This window comes from Paraburkholderia sp., assembly GCF_035501035.1.
In the GTDB taxonomy this organism is placed as follows: domain Bacteria; phylum Pseudomonadota; class Gammaproteobacteria; order Burkholderiales; family Burkholderiaceae; genus Paraburkholderia.
Window position 1 is genome coordinate 15,261 of the sequence record NZ_DATJWR010000212.1, and the last position, 22,650, is coordinate 37,910.

The 22,650-nt window shown below is 67.0% G+C and carries 11 protein-coding genes and 2 pseudogenes; 11 read left to right on the top strand and 2 right to left on the bottom strand.

Going from position 1 to position 22,650, the window contains the following annotated elements; translation table 11 throughout:
• Positions 1 to 30 precede the first annotated feature (30 nt).
• A complete protein-coding gene (locus tag VMJ11_RS15030; protein WP_325620187.1) occupies positions 31 to 1,551 on the bottom strand; it encodes a mannose-1-phosphate guanylyltransferase/mannose-6-phosphate isomerase in 1,521 nt (506 codons plus the stop codon).
• Positions 1,552 to 1,592: 41 nt separating this feature from the next.
• Between VMJ11_RS15030 and VMJ11_RS15035 the strand changes: the two are divergent.
• The 3 genes and pseudogenes from VMJ11_RS15035 to VMJ11_RS15045 form a co-directional block, all read left to right on the top strand.
• A pseudogene (locus VMJ11_RS15035) lies at positions 1,593 to 2,289 on the top strand (UTP--glucose-1-phosphate uridylyltransferase); the annotation flags it as partial.
• A gap of 680 nt (positions 2,290 to 2,969) precedes the next feature.
• Positions 2,970 to 4,589, top strand: coding sequence for a S53 family peptidase (locus VMJ11_RS15040; RefSeq protein ID WP_325620188.1), 1,620 nt, complete (start codon positions 2,970 to 2,972; stop codon positions 4,587 to 4,589).
• Positions 4,590 to 4,770: 181 nt separating this feature from the next.
• A pseudogene (locus VMJ11_RS15045) lies at positions 4,771 to 6,349 on the top strand (S10 family peptidase); the annotation flags it as partial.
• A gap of 31 nt (positions 6,350 to 6,380) precedes the next feature.
• Here VMJ11_RS15045 and VMJ11_RS15050 read toward each other — a convergent pair.
• Positions 6,381 to 6,905 (bottom strand): nucleoside 2-deoxyribosyltransferase, encoded by a 525-nt coding sequence (locus tag VMJ11_RS15050; protein ID WP_325620189.1) that lies wholly within the window; start codon positions 6,903 to 6,905, stop codon positions 6,381 to 6,383.
• Positions 6,906 to 7,233: 328 nt separating this feature from the next.
• Here VMJ11_RS15050 and VMJ11_RS15055 point away from each other — a divergent pair, with 328 nt between their 5' ends.
• The 8 genes from VMJ11_RS15055 to recD all read left to right on the top strand — a co-directional run bounded on the left by VMJ11_RS15055 (position 7,234) and on the right by recD (position 22,581).
• Positions 7,234 to 8,142 (top strand): transporter substrate-binding domain-containing protein, encoded by a 909-nt coding sequence (locus VMJ11_RS15055; RefSeq protein ID WP_414694401.1) that lies wholly within the window; start codon positions 7,234 to 7,236, stop codon positions 8,140 to 8,142.
• Between the two features lie 147 nt (positions 8,143 to 8,289).
• On the top strand, positions 8,290 to 9,531 hold the full coding sequence (locus VMJ11_RS15060; RefSeq protein WP_325620190.1) for an NAD(P)/FAD-dependent oxidoreductase: 1,242 nt from the start codon (positions 8,290 to 8,292) through the stop codon (positions 9,529 to 9,531).
• A 177-nt stretch (positions 9,532 to 9,708) separates the two neighbouring features.
• Positions 9,709 to 10,590, top strand: a complete 882-nt coding sequence (gene ugpA / locus VMJ11_RS15065) for a sn-glycerol-3-phosphate ABC transporter permease UgpA (protein ID WP_325620191.1) — start codon at positions 9,709 to 9,711, stop codon at positions 10,588 to 10,590.
• Positions 10,590 to 11,435 (top strand): sn-glycerol-3-phosphate ABC transporter permease UgpE, encoded by an 846-nt coding sequence (gene ugpE, locus VMJ11_RS15070; protein ID WP_325620192.1) that lies wholly within the window; start codon positions 10,590 to 10,592, stop codon positions 11,433 to 11,435. Before ugpA ends, ugpE begins: the two co-directional genes overlap by 1 nt.
• 88 nt (positions 11,436 to 11,523) lie before the next feature.
• Positions 11,524 to 12,621, top strand: coding sequence for a sn-glycerol-3-phosphate import ATP-binding protein UgpC (locus VMJ11_RS15075; protein ID WP_325620193.1), 1,098 nt, complete (start codon positions 11,524 to 11,526; stop codon positions 12,619 to 12,621).
• A 218-nt stretch (positions 12,622 to 12,839) separates the two neighbouring features.
• Complete coding sequence (gene recC, locus VMJ11_RS15080; RefSeq protein ID WP_325620194.1) at positions 12,840 to 16,454, top strand: exodeoxyribonuclease V subunit gamma; 3,615 nt, start codon at positions 12,840 to 12,842, stop codon at positions 16,452 to 16,454.
• On the top strand, positions 16,451 to 20,281 hold the full coding sequence (gene recB / locus VMJ11_RS15085) for an exodeoxyribonuclease V subunit beta (protein WP_325620195.1): 3,831 nt from the start codon (positions 16,451 to 16,453) through the stop codon (positions 20,279 to 20,281). The genes recC and recB overlap by 4 nt, the downstream gene beginning before the upstream one ends.
• Positions 20,278 to 22,581 (top strand): exodeoxyribonuclease V subunit alpha, encoded by a 2,304-nt coding sequence (recD, locus tag VMJ11_RS15090; RefSeq protein WP_325620196.1) that lies wholly within the window; start codon positions 20,278 to 20,280, stop codon positions 22,579 to 22,581. The genes recB and recD overlap by 4 nt, the downstream gene beginning before the upstream one ends.
• Positions 22,582 to 22,650 lie beyond the last annotated feature (69 nt).

A 22,650-nucleotide genomic window follows, 5' to 3' on the forward strand; every position in this document is an offset into this window, starting at 1 on the left:
GGGGCGCGCAGCCATCGCTCTTCGCCTTGCTCACTGCCTGCCGTACTGATCGTCGAGACGCACGATATCGTCCTCGCCGAGATACGAGCCCGACTGCACCTCGATGATCTCGAGCGGCATCTTGCCCGGGTTTTCCAGTCGATGTGCCACGCCTGGCGGGATGTACGCTGATTCGTTTTCCGAAACGATGAAGCGTTCCTCCCCGCGCGTGACGAGCGCCGTGCCGCGCACGACGACCCAATGTTCGGCACGGTGGTGATGCATCTGCAGTGACAGGCGTGCGCCCGGTTCGACCACGATGCGTTTGACCTGGAAGCGCTCGCCGCTGTCGACGCTGTCGTAGTAGCCCCACGGACGATGAACGAGGCGGTGCGCAACGGCTTCCGTGCCGCGCTGCTCCTTGAGGCGCTGCACGACCTTCTTGACGTCCTGTGCGCGAGAGCGGTCCGCAACGAGCACGGCGTCGGCGGTTTCGACGATCACGAGGTTCTGCGTGCCGAGGCAGGCAACGAGGCGGCCGTCCGAGTGCGCGAAGGTGTCGTTTGCGTCTTCGAGTATTACGCGCCCCTGCGCGACGTTGCCGTCGTCGTCCTTTGGCGAGACTTCCCATACGGTGTCCCACGAGCCGAGGTCGGTCCAGCCGGCCGTGAGCGGCACCACCACGCCGCTTGCGACCGCCGGGTCGGCGGCGAGCGGCTCCATCACCGCGTAGTCGATCGAGTTCGACGGCGAGCTTGCGAATGCATCACCGTCGACGCGGAAGAAGTCGCCGTCCGCCTTGCCGTGCTCGAGCGCTTGCGCGCAAGCCGCATGAATGGCGGGCTGGAATTGGCGGATCGCCTTGAGCCACGTCGAGGCACGCACGATGAAGATGCCGCTGTTCCACCAGTAACGCTGCGACCCGACATATTGCTGGGCGAGTTCGAAATAGGGCTTTTCGACGAAACCGTTGAGGCGCCGTGCGCCGTTGGGCTCCGCGTTCGCGAGCGGCTCGCCCACGTGTATGTAGCCGTAGCCCACCTCCGGGTGCGTGGGCACGATGCCCATCGTAACGATCTGGCCGTTAGCCGCATGACGCACGCCTTCGGCCACCGCGCTCTGGAATGCTTCGAGATCGGCGATCGCATGGTCGGCCGGCATCACAACGAGCATGCCGTCTTCCTGCGCGGCGACCACCGACATCGCCGCGATCGTGAGCGCCGGCGCCGTATCGCGGCCCACCGGCTCGAGAATCAGACACGCACGCTTGCCCGCCGCGCGAACCTGATCGGCGGTCGTGAAGCGATGGTCTTCATTGCAGACAATGAGCAACTGCTCCGCTAGCGTCACGCGCTCCGCGAGCGCGTCGAGGCGGGCGGCCGTGTTGGCGAGCAGCGACTGCTCGCCCACGAGGTTGATCATCTGCTTCGGATATTGCTCGCGCGACAGTGGCCATAACCGCGAGCCCGCGCCACCCGCGAGCACGACAGGGCACACCTGCAATGCAGTGCGTGCTTCGGCGCGCGTCTGGGACGCTTTCGCCGATGCCGTTGCGGAACCCGTATCCGTCATCTCGCTCTCCTGAAAAAAGGTATCGGTGCTGAGATTTGTAAGACCATTTCGACAAGTCCTACGAGATCGAAAGCGAGCTCGAGGCCCGCAACAAGCAGAAGCTGCTCGACCTCGTTCGTAGCATCAAGCCGAGCAACGTGGACTGCTTCTGCGTGCGCCAGGCCGAGGCGCCGGGTCTTGGCCATGCGGTGCTGTGCGCGGAAAAGCTCGTCGGCGAAGGACCTTTCGCCGTGATTCTCGCGGACGATCTGCTCTATAGCCCTACGCCCGTCATGAAGCAGCTCGTGAACGTCTTCAATCACTATCACAGCTCGGTGGTGGGCGTGGAAGCGATCGCGCGTGAAAACAGCGCGTCGTATGGCGTGGTGGATGGCCGCGAGTGGGAAGAGGACATATTCAAGCTTTCGGGCATCGTCGAAAAGCCGGCGCCGGAAGTCGCACCGTCGAATCTAGGCGTGGTTGGCCGCTACGTGCTGATGCCCACGATCTTCAATCATCTGCGCGCGCTGAAGCCGGGCGCGGGCGGCGAACTGCAACTCACCGACGCATTGCAGTCGCTGCTGACCGAAGAACAGGTGCTGGGCGTATCGCTATATGGGCACGCGTTTCGACTGCGGCAGCAAGCTCGGCTATCTCAAGGCCACGGCGGAGTTCGCACTTCGCCACCCGGAGGTGAAGGACGAGTTCGAGGCTTATTTGCAAACGCATCTGCCGGCTGCGTTGGCGGCGGCGGCATGAAACGCCGCCGCAACGGAGCCGAGGTGCTCCTGTAGCCTGACTTGAAGCGCTCAGGCGCGCGGGTTCTGCGCCCGCTCGCCTGAGCGCCTGCGTGAACGAGCCGTTGTGCATTTCGTGTGGGGCCGCGACAATGCCGCACAGGGTTCATGCGTTACCGAACTGGTTTAGCTATGTTAATTCGCTATCCAAAACAAATTCCCGCCCGGCCACACCCATTCAGCCAGTTTCGATCTGCCTCGACACAAACGCGTCCAGGGCACCAGCTCTCACCAGGACAGTGAGGAGGCGGCGCGCCCAACGAGAGCGAGAAGCGTGCGTGGGCAGCCTACGGCCCAAATATTAGGGAAACATTTGCCGTCGCTTCCAGGTGTATAACGAAACAGATACATAAGCCGCGTCCGCTGAGTCATTCCCTTTGCATCGCAATGGATGAGGGAACGAGACAGAGCAGGCACGCCATATGCGCACCGTACTCCGTTTGAACCTACGCCAGGCTAGCGCCCGGCCGTGCGGCGGCGATGCGCGGTGAATCAAAGGCCTTGAATGGCATGCCAGACGCTTTCGGTGCGCGGAACTCGGGTAATCCACCGCATGTCCGAGCGCCATCGTTCAGCCAGAGTCCAAACAGAGTCCAAACGCAGTCCAAACGCAGGCACGCGCTTCATCGAGGAGAACAAGCCATGACCAGGCACCTTCCCGTGGCAGGCAGCGAACATCCGGCGCCCGCGGGTGCGCAGTGCGTTGGCGCATGCGACCCCGCAGAGCATTTCAGCATCGTAATGATCCTGCGGCGCCAGGCGTCAGCCGAATTTCACGAGCTCGTGGATCGGCTCACCGCGAACGACCCCGCCGCGCAGCCGCTTTCGCGCGAGGACTACGAGCGGCGATTCGGCGCCTCCGCCGACGACATCAAACGTATCGAGCAGTTCGCGAGCACACACGGGCTCATCGTTGTCCATGCCGACGCCGCCGCGCGCCGCGTCGTGCTCTCGGGCACGGTGCAGCAATACAACGCCGCGTTCGGCATCGATCTGCAACGCTTCGAGCACCAGGTCGGGAACGCCACGATGCACTTTCGCCAGCCGAGCGGACCCGTGCATCTGCCACAAGACATGCACGAAGTCGTCACGGCCGTGGTGGGGCTCGACAATCGCGCGAAGGTGCAGCCTCACTTTCGCATCAGTCCCACGATCCCGGCGGCGGAGGCGAGCGGTGCGCCCATCCGGCCGCCCATTCGCGCCGCGCGCGCCGTGAGCACGTCGTTCACGCCTTTGCAGCTTGCGCAGCTTTACGGCTTTCCAGCGGGCGACGGCGGCGGCCAATGCATCGCGCTGCTGGAGATGGGGGGCGGCTACGAGACGGCGGACTTGACTGCCTATTTCAACGAACTCGGCCTGAGCGCACCGCGCGTGGAGGCGGTGTCCGTCGATGGGGCGACGAACGAGCCGACGGGCGACCCGAACGGCCCGGACGCCGAGGTCACGCTCGACGTCGAGATCGCGGGCGCGCTCGCCCCGGCCGCGCTCATCGCGGTGTATTTCGCGCCCAATAGCGAGGCCGGCTTCGTGGATGCGGTGAGCGCCGCGCTGCACGACAGCCAGCGCAAGCCTTCGGTCATCTCGATCAGCTGGGGCGCGCCCGAATCGGCGTGGTCGCAGCAAACGCTCGGCGCGCTGAACGACGCGATGCAGACCGCCGTCGCGCTCGGCGTGACCGTATGCGCGGCCTCTGGCGACAGCGGCTCCGCCGACGGCCTCGACGATGGCGCCGATCATGTCGACTTCCCCGCGTCGAGCCCTTACGCGCTCGGCTGTGGCGGCACGCGCATCACGGCATCGAGCGGGCGGATCACGCGCGAGACCGTGTGGGACGACGGTGCAAACGGCGCAACGGGCGGCGGCGTGAGCGCGACCTTCGCGCTGCCGGCCTGGCAAAAGGGCCTCAGCGTCGTGCGCAGCAACGGCGGAGCCGGTGCGCTGGTGCGTCGGGGGGTGCCCGACGTGGCCGCCGACGCCGATCCATCCACGGGCTATGTGGTGCGCGTGGCGGGCGCCGAGACGGTGGTGGGCGGCACGAGCGCCGTCGCGCCGCTGTGGGCTGCACTGATCGCGCGTGTCAACGCGACCCGCGGCACGCCAGTGGGGTTCGCGAACGCGAAGCTCTACGCGCAGCCCGCCGCCTTCAATGACGTGACGAGCGGCGGCAACGGCGACTTCTCCGCAGCGCCTGGATGGGACGCCTGCACGGGGCTCGGCACGCCGGTGGGCAGCAAGGTGGCAGCGGTGCTCGGCTCGGCGTAGGATGAGCCGGCGCGCCGCACTCGCGAGCGCCATGCAGGGTCCATTCGAAGTCGCAGTCGAAGTCCCACTCGCGGTAAAAAACCTCCAGGGAGACGACATGAACGACGAGGCGCAGTCCACCAACGGCAAGGCTCGCGGGGCGGCCCCGGCGAGCGGCAATGGAAAGCACCGCACGCCGGCCGACCAGCCGTGCTTCGATCCCACCGCTTACGGCAACGGTCCCGACGACTTCGTCACCGACATGACCGAGAACGCCGCGATCACGCATCACGCCATTCAGATCGGCAAGGAAGGCATCGCTTATACGGCGACGGCCGGGCATCTTGTGACCGTCGATCCGAGCAGCTCGCAGCCCAACGCCAGGATCTTCTACGTGGCGTTCACGCAAGACGGCGTGCAGGCGCAGGAGCGCCCCGTCACGTTCTTCTATAACGGCGGGCCGGGTTCTTCGTCGGTGTTCGTGCTGCTCGGCTCGTTCGCGCCAAAACGCATCAAGACGTCGATGCCGGGCTTCACGCCGCCCGCCCCCTATGCGCTCGAAGACAACCCCGACAGCCTGCTCGACAAGAGCGACCTCGTCTAATCCGGTGGGAACGGGCTATTCGGCGGCGATCGCGCCGCATCACAACCGCGATTTCTGGGGCGTCGATCAGGATGCGGACTCGCTCAAGCAGTTCATCAAGCGCTACCTCACCGCGAACGACCGCTGGAATTCGCCCAAGTTTCTTTACGGCGAATCGTATGGCACGGCGCGCAGCTGCGTGCTCGCCTACCGGCTGCACGAGGACGGCGTGGATCTGAACGGCATCACGCTGCAGTCGTCGATACTCGATTACACGCAGAGCGGCAACTCCGTGGGTGCGCTGCCCACGGCGGCGGCCGATGCGTGGTACCACAAGCGGCTTGGCGTCACGCCCGCGCCGAAGGACCTGCAGGCGTTCGCCGCACAGGTTGCGCAGTTCTCCCGCACCGACTACCTGCAGGCGCTCGCGAAATTTCCCGATCCGAAAGACAAGGCCATCGCCGCCACGCTCAAGACGCTCTCGCAATACACGGGCATCGATACGCAGACGCTCGAGTCGTGGAATCTCGACATCGCGTCCTACGACAGCCGCGGCAACTCGCTCTTCCTCACGACGCTCATGAAAGACAAGGGCGTGGCGCCAGGCGCCTACGACGGCCGCGTGACCGCCATCGAAACGGGCATTGCCGGCAACATCGATCCCAACTCGGGCGGCAACGATCCCACCATGACGGCGGTGACCGGCGTATACACGGCGATGTGGAACAGCTATCTGAACGAGCAGCTCAAGTTCCGCTCGAATTCGTCGTTCACGGACCTCAACGACCAGGCGTTCCAGAACTGGAACTTCAGCCATGTCGACCCGACCGGTGCGCAGAAGGGCATCGACGCGAAGGGCAACATTGTGCTCTACACGGCGGGGGAGCTCGCGGCGGTCATGGCGCTGAACCCGGACTTGCGCGTGCTCTCCGCAAACGGCTTCTACGACTTCGTCACGCCGTTCTACCAGACCGTGATCGACCTGCAGAAAATGCCGCTCGACGACCAGAAGGTGCGCAACAACCTGAGTGCGCGCTTCTATCCATCGGGGCACATGGTGTACCTCGACGCGGGTTCGCGCACGGCGCTGAAGGCCGACCTCGCGAAGCTCTATCAGAGCGCTACTGCCGACCAGCCCGCCGTGGCGCGCATTCGTGCGCTGCAGCGCATGAACACCATGAGCACCATGCATCACTGATTGTTTGCGCACGCGAGCCGGGGCACACGCACTAGCGCGTGCGCCCCGGCGCCATGGCTTCGAGGCATGCGCGCGCGTCGCCGTGCACGAGATGCGCCGCGCACGCGATCATCAGGTTCTTGCCGAGTCCGAAATCCTCCACGAGATAGCCGCGTTCACAAACGCGCCCTTGCGGGTTGGGCACGGAGGGTACGCGTTCGATGAGTGTGCCCTCGTCGGACGTATAGGCCCAGATCTCCTTGCCGAGAGCCGCCGCATAGCCGATCTCGAAGGCAGTGCCGGAGTCGGGCTCGCCCGGGCCGCGAAAATCATTCACGTTGGCCATCACGATGTCGGCCCCGCGAATGGCGTCGATGTTCGCACGATAGATCCATGCGGCCTTGCGCGGGCCGTCGAGATCGGCGGGCGCTTCGGCGTCGAGCGGGTAGACGCCCTCGAAGCCGTATTGCGCGCATGCAGCGACGAGGCGCGCGCCGTGCTCGCGCGCGTCGCGCCGGAACACGTCGAAGCCGGCGAGATAGATGCGCGGACGGCGGGGCAGCGGGATGGTATTCATGGCACGCTTGTCCTTCATGCAGGGTTTGGGTCACGAAGCGGTTCGGCCGATTCTAGCGCCACCGCTCGGGCAACCGCGTTTTCACTCGTCTTCCCGCGGCTTACCGACGATGGACAGCAATTGTTGTCCATCGTTGAGATCACGCAACGCCCTGACGCATTCGCGGCTTTTCATCATCGGCTTAACAGGTCGGGGAACCCCTGGTGTTTCCCGCATATTGCGCGAATAGTCGCGATGACTGCATATGTATGCCTCGACCGCACCAGGACCCGCGCTGCGGCGAATCCACAATGACGAAGATGACGAAGTTGACCAAGAGGACCGCTTGATAAACCGACTGAAGTTGCTGGCGCTGACCTGCTGGGCGCTCGCGCCCGCTCTCCTGCTGCTGCAGCCGGCGGCCGCCCAGATCGCGCAGCCCACGCTCGAAAAGATTCGCTCGGCGAACGTCATCGCAATCGGCTATCGCGAGACTTCGGTGCCGTTTTCGTATGTGGTCGGTGACAAAGACGTAATCGGTTTTTCGCAGGACATCTGCAGCAAGGTGATCGACGCGGTGAGGGCGAAGACGAATCGCCCGTACCTGCAGGTGCGCTTCATTCCGGTCACTTCGCAAAACCGCATTCCGCTCGTGCAGAACGGCACGGTGGACCTGGAGTGCGGTGTCACGACCAACCTGAAGGCGCGCCAGGCCCAGGTGGCCTTCTCCTATACATTCTTCGTCGCGGCCACACGGCTGCTCACGCGCAAGGACTCGGGCATTCACGACTTTGCGGATCTCGCGGGCAAGACGGTGCTCACGAACCAGGGCACGACGTCCGAGCGCATCCTGCGGAGCATGAATCTGGAGAAGCAGATGAACATGCGCATCATCAGCGCGAGGGACTATGCAGAAGGGCGCGCGACGCTCGAATCGGGCCGCGCTGTGGCCTACATGATGGACGACGTGCTGCTCGCGGGCACGCGCTCGCTCACGGCGAAGCCTGCCGAGTGGACGATCGTGGGTACGCCGCAGTCGTCGGAGGCATACGCCCTCATGATGCGCAACGGTGACCCCGAATTCCGGCAACTCGTAGACGACACGTTGGCGGCGCTCATGAAGAGCGGCGAAATCGACGCGATCTACAAGAAGTGGCTCGAAAGCCCGGTGCGGCCGAAGGGCGCCAATTTCCAGTTCCCAATGAGCGCGCAATTGCGCGCGCTCTATGCCGCGCCGAACGATCGGGCCTTCGACTGAGCGCGGCGCGCGCGGGCGCGAACCATGAGATGATCTCGTTCCTGACGCGCCGGCCGGCGCGGCCGGCTCTTCGGCGTAGCGTGCGCCGGGGTCGTCGCCGTTGCTGGGCGCGATGAATCGACGAACGGGAAACAAGCGGGAGTGGACATGCAAGAGGATGGCAGCACGGTGGTGATCGTCGGGGCGGGGCATGCGGGCGGCAACGCCGCGGCGCTGCTGCGGCAGTATGGGTTCGGCGGTCGCATCGTGCTGGTTGGCGAGGAGCCGGTGCCCCCTTATCACCGGCCGCCGCTCAGCAAGGCCTATTTGAAGGGCGAGGCCGAGCTCGAACGCCTGTGGCTCAAGCCGCGCGCCTTCTATGACGAGCAGCGCATCGAGCTGAAGCTCGGCGCGAGCGCGCAGTCGCTCGACCGCGCGAGCCGCACGCTCGTGCTCGCCGACGGCAGCCACATTCACTACGACAAGCTCGTTCTCGCGGCCGGCTCGACGCCGCGCGCGTTGCCGGTGCCGGGTCACGATCTCGCGGGCGTGATCGCGCTGCGCTCGCTCGCCGACGCGGACGTCCTGCGCGAGCGCGTGAAGCCGGGCGAGAAGCTCGTCGTGATCGGCGCGGGCTACATCGGCCTCGAAGCGGCCGCGGCGGCACGCCAGCTCGGCCACGAGGTCACGGTGCTCGAGGCTGCGCCGCGCGTGCTCGGCCGCGTGACGGGCGAGGCGGTTTCCACGTTCTACGCGAACGAGCATCGCGCGCAAGGCGTCGACCTGCGCCTGAACGCGAAGATCGAGGCGCTCGTGGGCGAGGACGGCAAGTTCACCGGGGTGAAGCTCGCCGGCGGCGAGATCGTGGCCGCCACGCTCGCGCTGGTCGGCATCGGCATCGTGCCGAACGAGGCGCTCGCGCGGCAGGCGGGCATTGCGTGCGCGAACGGTATCGAGGTCGACGAGGACGCGCGTACGAGCGACCCTGACGTGTTCGCGATCGGCGATTGCGCGCATCGTCCGCTCACGCACTATGGCCGCGCGGGGCGCCTGGAAAGCGTGCACAACGCCGTGGAGCAGGCGAAGCTGGCGGCCGCGGCGATCGTCGGCAAACCACGGCCCGCGTGCGACGCGCCGTGGTTCTGGTCCGATCAGTACGACCTGAAGCTGCAGACCGTGGGCCTCATCGAAGGCTATGACGAGGCGATCGTGCGGGGCGATACGGCCGCGCGCCGCTTCGCGGTGTATTACCTGAAGGACCGCGTGCTGCTCGCGGTCGACGCGGTCAATTCGATGCCCGATTTCCTGTGCGGCAAGAAGCTCGTTGGCAAGGGCGTGAAGCTAGACGTCGACGCATTGCGCGATCCGGCCACGGATATGGGCAAGTTTGCCGCCGCCGCGCTCGCCTGAGCGGAGCAGGCGCAGGCGGGCGGCCTGCGCCAGGTTTCAGTAAAGGGGACCAGGCGTCACGAGTCTCGGATAGAATGCGAGCGCGGCACCGCCGGCCAGGCGGCTCATTAGACAATCATGCCGCGCCAACCGGTGTTCGCGCCTCGCCGAACGCCGCGATTCGAGGAGAGTGACGCGATGGAACAACGCTCCCGCTTTGGGGCGAGCCTGCTGCCTTATCTGCTCGTCGGCCCGCAGCTCGCGGTGACCGTGATCTTCTTTCTATGGCCGGCCGGCGTCGCGCTGTTGCAATCCACGCAGGCCCAGGACGCCTTCGGCACGTCTTCCGTCTTCGTCGGCTTCGACAACTTCACGCGGCTCTTGCACGATCCGCTCTATCTGGGCTCCGTCAGGACCACGATCGTCTTCACGGCGCTCGTGACGTTCGGCGGCCTCGCCATCTCGCTGCTGCTCGCGGCCATGGCGCACCACGTGACGCGCGGCAAGCGCTTCTATCAAACGTTCCTCATCTGGCCGTATGCGGTCGCGCCCGTCATCGCCGCCGTGCTGTGGGGCTTTCTGTTCAATCCGAGCATCGGCCTCGTGACGTTCGCACTCGCGCGTTTCGGCGTGGTCTGGAATCACGCGCTGAACCCCGGCCAGGCCATGGCGCTCGTCGTGATCGCCTCGGTGTGGCAGCAGATCAGCTACAACTTCCTGTTCTTCTACGCGGGCCTGCAGTCGATTCCGCAATCGCTGTTCGAGGCCGCCGCCATCGACGGCGCGGGGCCCGTGCGGCGCTTCTTCGGCATTGCGTTTCCGCTGCTCTCGCCCACGAGTTTCTTTCTGCTCGTCGTGAACGTGGTCTACGCGCTCTTCGACACGTTCCCCGTGATCGACGCCGCAACGGGCGGCGGCCCCGGCCAGGCCACGCGCACGCTCGTGTACAAGATCTTCGACGAAGGCTTTCGCGGCCTCGATATCGGCAGCTCGGGCGCGCAGTCGGTCGTACTGATGCTGATCGTGACGGCGCTCACGATCTTCCAGTTCCGCTTCATCGAACGCAGGGTGCAGTACTGATGATCGAGAACCGCAAATACTTCAACCTGTTCTGCCACGTCATGCTGCTGCTCGGCGTGGCGGTGGTGGCCTTCCCGGTGTACGTGGCGTTCTGCGCGGCCACGATGAACGAGAAGGAAGTCTTCACGGTGCCGCTCTCGCTCGTGCCCAGCACGCACCTGTTCGCGAACATGGCCACCGTGTGGAACGTGGGCACGGGCAGCGCGGCGAGCCCGTTCGGCGCGATGCTCTTGAACAGCGTCGTCACGGCGCTGGTGATCTCGGTGGGCAAGATCGCGATCTCCATCATCTCGGCGTACGCGATCGTGTTCTTCCGCTTCCCGTTCCGGCGTCTCGCGTTCTGGCTGATCTTCGTGACGCTCATGCTGCCCGTGGAAGTGCGCATCTTCCCGACCGTGCAGGTTGCGGCGACGCTGCATCTCACCAACACCTACGCGGGCCTCACGCTGCCGCTCATCGCCTCGGCCACGGCCACGTTCCTGTTTCGCCAGTTCTTTCTCACGCTGCCCAAAGAGCTGATAGAGGCCGCGCGCATCGACGGCGCGGGACCGTTGCGTTTCTTCTGGGACGTCGTGTTGCCGCTTTCGAAGACGAATATCGCGTCGCTGTTCGTGATCACCTTCATCTTCGGCTGGAACCAGTATCTGTGGCCGATCCTCATGTCGAGCACGGCCTCGATGACCACCGCCGTGGTCGGCATCAAGAGCATGATATCGAGCGGCGATGCGGCCACGCAGTGGCATCTCGTGATGTGCGCGACGATGATCGCCATGTTGCCGCCGCTCCTGGTGGTGCTGGCCATGCAGCGCTGGTTCGTGCGCGGGCTCGTGGACGTGGAAAAATGACGATGGATGCGGACGCAACGATGATCCACACAGGCAAGCCGACGGCGGACGAGGCCGCAAGCGCGCAACGTGTTTTTGGGGAGAGGGCATGGCGGCATTGAGCATACGCGGCGTGACGAAGTCGTACGACGGCGCGCAGCAGGTTTTGCACGGCATCGACGTGCAGGTTCAGGACGGCGAGTTCATGGTGCTCGTCGGGCCTTCGGGCTGCGGGAAATCGACGCTGTTGCGCATGGTGGCCGGGCTCGAAAGCATCACTTCGGGCGAGATCGCTATCGGCGAGAAGGTGGTCAACCGCGTGGAGCCGAAGGATCGCGATATCGCGATGGTGTTCCAGAACTATGCGCTCTATCCGCACATGACGGTCGCGCGCAACATGGGCTATAGCCTCAAGCTGCAAGGGCTCGATCGCAAGGCGATCGACGCGCGCGTGAGCGCGGCCGCCGAAATCCTGGAGCTGGGCGCGCTGCTCGATCGCAAGCCGCGCGAGCTTTCGGGCGGGCAACGCCAGCGCGTGGCGATGGGACGCGCGATCGTGCGCGAGCCTTCGGTATTCCTCTTCGACGAGCCGCTCTCGAACCTCGATGCGAAGCTGCGCGTGCAGATGCGCCTTGAAATCCAGCGTCTGCATGCGCGCCTGCGCACGACGAGCCTCTACGTGACGCACGACCAGATCGAAGCGATGACGCTCGCCCAGCGCGTCATGGTGCTCAACGGCGGTCGCGCCGAGCAGATCGGCACGCCCAGCGAGGTGTACGACCGGCCGGCCTCGATGTTCGTGGCGAGCTTCATCGGCTCGCCCGCGATGAATCTGCTGCGCGGGCGCGTGAGCGACGACGGGCGCCGCTTCGAAATCGCCGGCAACGGCCCGCATCTGCCGCTGGCCGAGCCGCCGGCCTGGTTGCCGAAGGGCGCGCAATGCGTGCTCGGCATACGGCCCGAGCACATGTACACGCGCGACGCCGCGCAAGCGGGCGCCGGCGAGGCCGAGGCCGTTGCGCTCGAAGTCGAAACCTGCGAGCTGCTCGGCGCCGACAATCTCGCGCACGGCCGCTGGGGCAGCGCCGACGTCGTCGTGCGCCTGCCGCACGAAACGCGGCCCGCGCCCGGCGAACGGCTCGCCGTGCAGCTGCCGCCCGCGCGCCTGCACTTCTTCGATCCTTCGACGGGCGCACGCCTCGGCTAACGCGACGCGCGCCGCGCAGGCCAGAATCTGGCCCTGCGCGCGAATGCGCCGCTCGCCGCGGCTTTGAATGCCGTAAACTGTCGCGTGGCGTGGGCGCAATGCCGCCCGCGCAATTCGAACCGGCAAGACACACGAACTGGCGACATGGCCGCAATCCTTCTTTTCCGCTTCCTTGCCCAGTCCGCACGAAACGCGTGCGCCGCGCGCCGGAGGCCCGCTTGAGCGCGCGCGAACTACCCACGGGGCTGATGCTCGTTCACGGCAATCAGCCCGAGCGCATGCGCGACCTGATCGTGCAGTGGATCGGCCAGAATCCGCTCGCGCCGCTCGAAAAGGAAATGTTCCTCGTGCAGAGCAACGGCATCGCGCAATGGCTCAAGCTCGCGTTTGCCGCCGATCCCGAAGAGGGTGGCTGCGGCATCGCGGCGGCGCTCGAAATGTCGCTGCCTTCGCGCTTCCTGTGGCAGGTATATCGCGCTGTGCTCGGCAACGAGGCCGTGCCCGCGGTCTCGCCGTTCGACAAGTCGCGTCTCGTCTGGCGTCTCATGCGCATGCTGCCGGCGCTGCTCGACGAGCCGGGCTATGAGCCGCTCAAGCGCTTCATGGCCAACGACGAAGACCAGCGCAAGTGCTTCCAGCTCGCGCAGCGCGTGGCCGACCTGCTCGACCAGTACCAGGTCTATCGCTCGGACTGGCTCGCCGCGTGGGCCGCGCATGAGGACGTGCTGATCGATGCGCGCAACGTGCGCGTCGCGTTGCCCGATGAGGCGCGCTGGCAGGCGGCGCTGTGGCGCGCGCTGCTGGCGGACGTGGGCGAGCAGGCCGCCAATGGCATCGGCCTGCGCGACACGGGTCGCGCCGCCGTGCACGAGGCGTTCATGCAGCGCGCGCAGGCGTGGCAGGAGGGCGACCCACGGCCCAAGGGGTTGCCGCGCCGCCTCGTCGTGTTTGGCATTTCCAGCCTGCCGCGCCAGTCGGTCGAAGTGCTGGCGGCGCTCGCGCGCTGGTGCCAGGTGCTGATGTGCGTGCACAACCCCTGCATGCACTATTGGGCCGATATCGTTGCGGATCAGGATCTGCTGCGCGCGCGTCATGCGCGACAGCGCCGCCGCGCCGGTGCCCCTGCGCAACTCGAAGAGGCGCAACTGCATCTGCACGCGCAGCCGTTGCTGGCGGCGTGGGGCAAGCAGGGCCGCGACTTCATCGGCCTGCTCGACGAATACGATAGCGACGAGGCGCGCGAAACCTATACGCCGCATTTCACGCGCATCGGCCAGCGTATCGATCTGTTCGACGGCGAGGACGCGTTCACGCTGCTGCAGCAGTTGCAGGACGACATTCGCGACCTGCGCCCGCTCGGCGAGACGCGCGAGCACTGGGAGCCCATCGACGCCCACGAGGACGAATCGATCCGCTTTCATGTCGCGCACAGCGCGCAGCGCGAGGTCGAGATCCTGCACGACCGCCTGCTTGCCGCGTTCGCCACGGATCCCACCTTGCGGCCGCGCGACGTGATCGTGATGGTGCCCGACATCGAGGTCTACGCGCCGCATATCCAGGCCGTGTTCGGCCTGCTCGACGCCAACGATCCGCGCAGCATTCCGTTCAGCGTGGCGGATCGCGCGCAACGCGCGTTCGATCCGCTGATCGGCGCGCTCGAAATGCTGCTCTCGCTGCCGTATTCGCGCGTGACGGTGAGCGACGTGCTCGACCTGCTCGAAGTGCCTGCCGTGCGCACGCGCTTTGGCATCGACGCGGAAGACGTGCCCACATTGCGCCACTGGATCGACGGCGCGAATATTCGCTGGGGCCTGCACGCGGGGCAGCGCGCGAGCCTCGGGCTGCCCCAGGCCGACGAACTGAACGCGCCCAACAGCTGGGCTTTCGGCCTGCGTCGCATGCTGCTGGGCTACGCGGCGGGCGAGCGTGCGCAAGCCTGGCGCGGCATCGAGCCATACAGCGAGATAGGCGGCCTCGACGCGGCGCTGCTCGGCCCGCTCACGCGGCTCGTGGACGCCCTCGACCACGCGTGGCGCACGCTGCGCGAGCCGGCAACGGTCGAGGCGTGGTGTGAGCGCCTGCGCGCGTTGAAGACGACTTTCTTTTCGGCCGACGACGGCGAGGACGCCTATACGCTAGACCGCCTCGACGGTGCGCTCGAAACCTGGCGCGAGGCCTGCGACGAAGCCGCGCTCACCGAGGCGTTGCCGCTCGCCATCGTCGCGGAGAACTGGCTCGCGGTGCTCGAAGGCGGTGGCCTTTCGCAGCGCTTCTTCGCGGGCGCGGTGACGTTCGCCACGCTCATGCCGATGCGCGCGATTCCGTTTCGCCGCGTGTGCCTGCTCGGCATGAACGATGGCGACTATCCGCGCAGCCGCACGCCGCTCGACTTCGACCTCATGCGCCGCGACTATCGCCCCGGCGACCGCTCGCGCCGCGAGGACGACCGCTACCTGTTCCTCGAAGCGCTGCTCTCGGCGCGCGACCATCTGCATGTTTCGTGGATCGGACGCAGCGTGACCGACAACACGCCACGCCCGCCCTCGGTGCTGGTCGGGCAGTTGCGCGACCACCTGAAGGCCGGCTGGCGGCTCGAAGGCGAGGAGGCGGGCGATGGCGATGCGTTGCTCGACGCATTGACCATCGAGCATCGCTTGCAGCCGTTCAGCCCTGACTACTTTCCGGCACGGCCTGAAGAGGCGACGCTCTACACGTATGCGCGTGAATGGGTGCGGCCGGCTGAGGTGCGGCCGGCTGAGAGCCGGTCCGCGTTGCACGCAGCCGGCGAGGGTAACGCGGAGGTATTGCCCGCGTCCGAGCGCGACGAGCCGCTTTCGATTCGCGAACTCGGCGAATTCCTGCGCGAGCCGGTGCGCAGCTTCTTCCGGCAACGCTTGCGCGTCGCCTTCGAAAGCGCGGACGCGGCGAGTGAAAATCACGAACCGTTCGAAGTGGATGCCTTGCAGGCGTGGCAGTTGCAGGGCGAACTGATTCGCGCGCAGATCATGGCGATGGAGCGCGGCGAGGATGATCTCGAAGCGGCCGCGCTCGCGCGCCTCGAGCGCATGCATCGCAGCGGCGATCTCGCGACGGGTGGTTTCGGCGAAGTGATCGGCGAGGAACTGCTCGCGCCCATGCCCGAACTCTTCGCGGAATATCGCAAGGCGCTCGCGCGCTGGCCCGATCCGCTCGAACATCAATACGAAATTCGTCTCGATGCGACGCTGGACGGCCGCCTCCTTTCGCTCGACGACTGGCTCGACGATCTGCGCGCGGGCCCGGATGGCACGCTCGGCCGCGTGATCCTCGAGCCGGGCACGCTCGTGAAGGAGAGCCGCTATCGCAGCGACCGTCTCGTGCCGTACTGGGTCGCGCACGTGGCCGCGCAGATCGCGGCGGGCGCGGTGACCACGGTGATCGTGAGCAAGGTGGGCATGGCGGAGTTCGCGCCGCTCGACGCGCAGGTGGCGCGCGACTACCTGCTCGCATTGCTGGCCGCGTGGGACGACGGCGCGCGGCGGCCCTTGCCGCTCGCGGTGAAGACCGCGTTCGCGTGGCTGCGCAAGCTGCCGGACACCTTCGACGGCGCGCGCGCCACAGTGCCCGCCGAGGCGTGGGAAGCTGCGCGCGCGGCCTACGAGGGCAACGCTCGCACGCCTGGCGAGCGCGACACGAATGCCTATTTGCGCCGCGCGTTCCCGGACTTCGAAGCCCTTGCCGCACAAGACGACTTCATCACGCTTGCCACGCTGCTGCTGCTGCCGGTATCGCGCGCGCCGCTTGCGGCATCGCGTACGAAACGCGCCGCGAGCGAGGCTGGAGAAACCGCATGAAACCGCTCGAGTCTATCGACGCCGAGGTGCTCGACCCGCTGCGCTTCCCGCTCTATGGCAGCCGCCTGATCGAAGCGAGCGCGGGCACCGGCAAGACCTTCACTATCGCGATGCTGTACGTGCGCCTCGTGCTCGGTCACGGCGCGCTCAATGCCGCGAGCGAAGAAGCGGATTTCGCGGAAGAAGCGCTCACGGCGGGGCGCGCGCTTACGCCGCCCGAGATTCTCGTCGTGACGTTTACCGACGCCGCGACGAAGGAGCTGCGCGAGCGCATTCGCGCGCGCCTCATCGAAGCGGCCGAATGCTTTCGCACCGAGCCCGAAGAGGTCCCCGATCGCGAACGCGGAGAGGACCTGCTGCACGACCTGCGCGAGGACTATGCGCCGGAGCAGTGGCCCGCATGCGCGCGCCGGCTGCAGCTCGCGGCCGAATGGATGGACGAGGCGGCGGTCTCGACCATCCACGGCTGGTGCAATCGCATGCTGAGCGAGCACGCCTTCGACAGCGACAGCCTGTTTTCGCAGACGCTGGAGACCGACCAGACCGAGTTGCGCGCCGAGGTGGTGCGCGATTACTGGCGCACCTTCCTCGCGCCGCTCGACGCGCAGTGCGCGGCCGAGGTGAGGGCGTGGTTCGCGAGTCCCGATGCGTTGCACAAGGCGATTCGCGGGCTGCTTGCCCACGCCGACCTGTTGCCCGATGCACGCGAGCCCGAGGCGGCGCTACTCGCCGCACGCGCGCGCGCGCAGGACGAACTCGAGACGCTGAAGGCGCCCTGGCGCACCTGGATCGAAGAAGTTGAAGCGCTGCTGAACGCAGCGCGCGCGGCGAAGCAGTTCGACGCCAGAAAGCTCAATTCGAAGCACTGCGAAACATGGATCGGCAAGCTGCGCGACTGGGCGGCCGATCCCGATTCGGCGCACCCCGGCTTCGATGAGAAGGCTGCGGTCTGGACGCGTCTCACGCCGGCCGGTCTTGCGGAAATCTGGGTGAAGGGCGAGCCGCCGGTGCATCCGGCGTTCGTGGCGATGGAAACCTTGCGCGAGTCGCTGGCTTCGCCGCCGCAGGCGAAGCAGGATCTGCTGAGCCACGCGGCGCGCTGGGTGGCGCGACGCTTCGAAGAGGAGGAGGCGCGCCGCTCGCAAATGGGCTTCGACGACCTGCTCACGCGCCTGCGCGCGGCGCTGCAGCGCGAGAACGGGGCACGCCTCGCGGAGATCATCCGCAAGCAATACCCCGTCGCGTTGATCGACGAGTTCCAGGACACGGACCCGGTCCAGTACCAGATCTTCGATGCGGTCTACCGTATCGCCGCGCACGACACCGAGACGGCAATCGTCTTGATCGGCGACCCCAAGCAGGCCATCTATGCGTTCCGCGGAGCGGACATCTACACCTACCTGCGGGCGCGCCGTGCATGCGAGGGGCGGCTCTATACGCTCAAGAAGAATTTCCGCTCGACGCGCGCGATGGTCGATGCGGTGAACCGCTGCTTCGAGGCCGCCGAGTCGCGCCCCGAGGGCAGCGGCGCGTTTCTGTTTCGCAGTCCTGATGGCTGCGAGAACGCTTTGCCGTTCGTCGCCGCCGACGCTCACGGCCGGCCCGAGCGGCTGCTCGCAGACGGCGCAGCGCTGCCCGCGCTCAACGTGTGGTGGATGCCGCCCGCGGCCGATGGCAAGCCGCTCAGCAAGGGGGCGTATCTCGCGGGCATGGCTGCGAGTTGTGCGACCGAGATGGTGCACCTGCTCAACCTGGGCCAGGAAAACGCGGCGGGTTTCGAGGGCGAGCGTGGCATGCGGCCGCTGCAGCCCGCCGATATGGCGGTGCTCGTGAACAACCGCGACGAGGCGCGAGCGATACGCGAGGCGCTGGCCGCGCGCGGCGTGCGCAGCGTCTATCTCTCCGATCGCGACTCGGTGTACCAGACGCCGCAAGCCGAAGAGCTGCGCTACTGGCTCGCGGCCTGCGCGGAGCCCGACGACGGTCGCCTCGTGCGCACGGCGCTCGCCACTTCGACGCTCGGCCTCGAATGGGCCGAACTCGACCTGCTCGGCCGCGACGAAATTGCGTGGGAGGCGCGCGTGCTGCAGTTCCGCGAGTACCGCGAGTGCTGGCGCAAGAAGGGCGTGCTGCCGATGCTGCGCCGTCTCTTCAACGACTTTCACGTGCCGCGGCGCTTGCTCGGCGAGGCGGCGGGCGCGGGGCTCAACGGCGAGCGCGCGCTCACGAACCTGCTGCATCTCGCTGAGCTGCTGCAGCAGGCGAGCACGCAGCTCGACGGCGAGCACGCGCTGATCCGCTACCTGGACGAGCAGCGCGAGGACGAAACCGCCGGTGGTGGCGGCGACGCGCGCCAGTTGCGCCTGGAAAGCGATGCGGGACTCGTGCAGGTGGTCACGATCCACAAGTCGAAGGGCCTCGAATATCCGCTCGTATTCCTGCCGTTCGCCTGTGCGCATCGCGCGGTGAAGCCCGACGACGTGCCGTTCAAATGGCACGACGACGCGGGCGACCTGCGCGTCACGCTCGAGGCCGACGCGCGCGTGCTGCGTCAGGCCGATCGCGAACGGCTCGGCGAAGACCTGCGCAAGCTCTACGTCGCGCTCACACGTGCGCGCTACGCAACGTGGATCGGCTACGGGCCGGTTCAGGGCGTGGAGGCGAGCGCGTTCGGCTATCTGCTCAATGGGGGCGCTGCCGTATCCGGTGAGGAGACCGAAGCATTCCTCGATTCGTTGCGCGGGCCGTGTGCGGACATTGCCGTGGCTCCGGCTCCCGAGGCGCGTCGCGAAGCGCTCGCGCTGCGCGATACCGGCGCGGTGCGCGGGCATGCGCGCACGCTTGCGCATCGCGAACGCGAACGCTGGTGGATCGCGAGCTATTCGAGCCTGAAGACGGTCGAATCTTCAATCGGTACGGGAGTCCCCGCCGAAGCGGATGAAGCGCGTACCGCGCCCGATACGCGCGGCGAGGACGTCTTCCTCGAACTGCTCGAAGCGACCGTGCCGCCCGACGATGATGAAGCATTCGCAAGCGCCGGCCAGTCATTGGTCGCACCCGCGCTTGCGCCGATGCACGGCTTCGAGCGCGGCGCGGACGCCGGCAGCTTCCTGCACGAACTGATGGAATGGGCGGCCAACGAGGGCTTCGCCACGATTGCGCAAGACGAAGCACGTGTGCGCGATATGGTCGCGCGCCGCTGCAACGTGCGCGGCTGGTCGCACTGGATCGAAACACTCACGGCGTGGATGCTGGAACTCGTGCGCACGCCGCTGCGCCTGCCGGACATCGATGGCGAGCCTGTCGCGCCAGTCGCGTTCGCGGCGCTCGGCTCGTACATGGCCGAGCTCGAGTTCTGGGTCACCGCGCACGCCGTCGATACGCTCGAGCTCGATGCGCTCGTCACCGAATTCACGCTGCAGGGCGTTGCCCGTCCCGCGCTCGACGCCGCCACGCTCAATGGCATGCTCAAGGGATTCATCGATCTCGTGTTCGAACATGAGGGCCGCTATTACGTGGCCGACTACAAGTCGAACTGGCTCGGCCCCGACGACGCTTCGTACACGGCCGCGAAAATGCGGGCCCAGATTCTTCATTCGCGCTACGAGCTGCAATACGTGCTGTATCTGTTTGCGCTGCACCGGCTGCTCAAGGCGCGGCTGCCCGACTACGACTACGACCGCCATGTGGGCGGCGCCGTGTACCTGTTCCTGCGCGGCGGCCGCGCGCCGGGGCAGGGGTTGCACTGCGAGCGGCCGCCGCGCGAGTTGATCGAACGACTCGACGCGCTCTTCGCGCGTCGCGACGCACTAGAGGACGTGTCATGACGAGGCGCCGCACGAAAGACCCGATCGGCGTCACCGGCGATCTGTTCGAGAACCTGGAGATGCCGGACACCGGCGAGCCAGCCGCGCCCGCCGCCACGTCGGCATCCACGCAACATGCAGCGCGAAATTCCGCGCCGCAGATGCTCGCCGTGCTCGACAACTGGGTCGAGCGCGGCTGGCTGCGCACGCTCGACGCCGCGTTTGCGCGCTTCCTGTGGACCGAGGCGCCGGACAGTCCGCCGCTCCTGTTGCTGGCGGCGGCGCTGGCGAGCCACCAGCTCGGGCGCGGGCACGTCTGCCTCGACCTGAAGGCCACACTCGACGATCCGGCCTTCGCGCTTTCGTTGCCGCCGGACGGTCCGCAAATGCCGGCCGCCGTACCTGCACAGCCGCCTGCCGAAGTGCTGGCAGGGGTGTCGCTCGCACAATGGCGCGCGGCGCTCGCCGTGCCGGACCTGGTGAGCGAGGAGACGGCGCAGGCGAGGGGCGATGAGCCCGCGTGGGCCGCTGTCGCCGCTGAGGCCAACACGCCGCTCATGCTCGCAGGCACGCGGCTTTATCTACGACGCTACTGGCAATATGAGCAGGACGTGCGCGAAGGTATCGAACGCCGTCTCGCGCGCGCCGCGCAGCTCGAAGCGGGGCTGCCGCTGGAAGTTGCGCGCGCGGCGCTCGATGCGCTGTTCGCGCCGCGCGCCGAACATGCGCAAGCCACGCCGGGCTCGCGTGCGGCCGACTGGCAGAAGCTCGCGTGCGCACTCGCCGCGCGCAGTGCATTCAGCATCGTCACGGGCGGGCCGGGCACGGGCAAGACGACCACGGTCGTTCGATTGTTGGCACTCCTTCAGACATTGGCGCTCGGCCGCGCGGGGCAGGGAGCGCCTGCCGCACGGCCTTTGCGCATTCGGCTCGCCGCGCCTACGGGCAAGGCGGCGGCGCGTCTGAACGAGTCGATTGCGGGCGCGGTGGAGCGGCTGCCGTTCGAAGCGCTGCAGGCGCACGTGGACAGCGCGGCGCTGCGCAATGCGATCCCGACCGTCGTGACCACGCTGCATCGCGTGCTGGGCACACGGCCCGGCAGCCGGCGCTTTCGGCATGACGCCGCGAATCCGCTGCCCGTGGACGTGCTCGTGATCGACGAAGCTTCGATGGTCGACCTCGAAATGATGGCGGCCGTGCTTGATGCGCTGCCGCCGTCCGCGCGCCTGATCCTGCTGGGTGACAAGGACCAGCTCGCTTCGGTCGAAGCCGGGGCCGTGCTGGGCGAACTCTGCGACCGCGCGCGTGAAGGGCACTACACGGAAGCGACGCGCGCCTGGCTCGAAGCGGCCACCGGCGAGCGCATCGCCCCGGCCATGCTCGACGCACACGGCTTGCCGCTCGATCAGGCTGTGGCGATGCTGCGCGAGAGCCATCGTTTCGCATCGGAAAGCGGCATTGGCGCGCTGGCCGAACTCGTCAACACGGGCGACGCGGTGGGCGTCGCGAAGATCTGGGCGCGCGGCTACGAGGATCTCGCGCGGCTCGTGTGCCCCGCAGCCGATGACGGCCCGTTCAAGGCGCTCATCGTCGATGGCCGTGTGGGCGATGAGACGGGAGCGCTCGCGCAACCCGGGGCGTCTCGAGCCAAGCATGCGCGGCGCCTGGGCTATCGCCATTATCTGGAGACGATGCGTACCACCCGGCCTGAGCCGGGCGCGACGCCGGAAGCGCTCGCGGCCTGGGCCGCCGGCGTGCTCCAGGCACATGGCGCCTTCCAGTTGCTTTGCGCGCTGCGGCGCGGCCCTTGGGGTGTCGAAGGCTTGAACCGGCGCGTTGCTCGCCTGCTGCACGAAGAGGGGCTCATCGAGCCGCGCGGCGACTGGTACGAGGGCCGGCCAGTTCTCGTCACGCACAACGACTACGAGCTCGGGCTCATGAATGGCGATATCGGCATCGCGCTGGAACTGCCTGTCGCGCAGGGCGAGCCCCCTGTGTTGCGCGTGGCGTTTCCGGCTGGAGATGGCTCGGGGGGCGTCAAGTGGGTGTCGCCGAGCCGCTTGCAGGGCGTCGAGACCGTGTACGCGCTCACCGTCCACAAGTCGCAGGGCTCCGAATTCACGCACGCGGCGCTCGTGCTGCCCGATACCTACAGTCCGATTCTCACACGCGAACTCGTCTACACCGGCATTACGCGCGCGCGGTCGTTTCTCACGCTTGCCGTGCCCGAGGGGCGCTCCGTGCTGGACCGTGCGGTGCACGCCAAAGTCCAGCGCGCAAGCGGGCTCATGGCGGGACTCGCGCGCGACGCGCAGGTTTAATGAGCAGGGCTAAGCATTTCGGATGGCAACGCGCGAAGGGCCGCCCATTGGCGGCCCTTCGCTATTGCA

What these genes read in the sequence shown, in the direction of transcription:
- ugpA (WP_325620191.1), top strand. Translation starts at nt 9,709, where the DNA reads ATGGAACAACGCTCCCGCTTTGGGGCGAGCCTGCTGCCTTATCTGCTC.
- recB (WP_325620195.1), top strand. Translation starts at nt 16,451, where the DNA reads ATGAAACCGCTCGAGTCTATCGACGCCGAGGTGCTCGACCCGCTGCGC.
- VMJ11_RS15040 (WP_325620188.1), top strand. Translation starts at nt 2,970, where the DNA reads ATGACCAGGCACCTTCCCGTGGCAGGCAGCGAACATCCGGCGCCCGCG.
- ugpE (WP_325620192.1), top strand. Translation starts at nt 10,590, where the DNA reads ATGATCGAGAACCGCAAATACTTCAACCTGTTCTGCCACGTCATGCTG.
- VMJ11_RS15060 (WP_325620190.1), top strand. Translation starts at nt 8,290, where the DNA reads ATGCAAGAGGATGGCAGCACGGTGGTGATCGTCGGGGCGGGGCATGCG.
- VMJ11_RS15030 (WP_325620187.1), bottom strand. Translation starts at nt 1,551, where the DNA reads ATGACGGATACGGGTTCCGCAACGGCATCGGCGAAAGCGTCCCAGACG.
- VMJ11_RS15050 (WP_325620189.1), bottom strand. Translation starts at nt 6,905, where the DNA reads ATGAATACCATCCCGCTGCCCCGCCGTCCGCGCATCTATCTCGCCGGC.
- VMJ11_RS15075 (WP_325620193.1), top strand. Translation starts at nt 11,524, where the DNA reads ATGGCGGCATTGAGCATACGCGGCGTGACGAAGTCGTACGACGGCGCG.
- recD (WP_325620196.1), top strand. Translation starts at nt 20,278, where the DNA reads ATGACGAGGCGCCGCACGAAAGACCCGATCGGCGTCACCGGCGATCTG.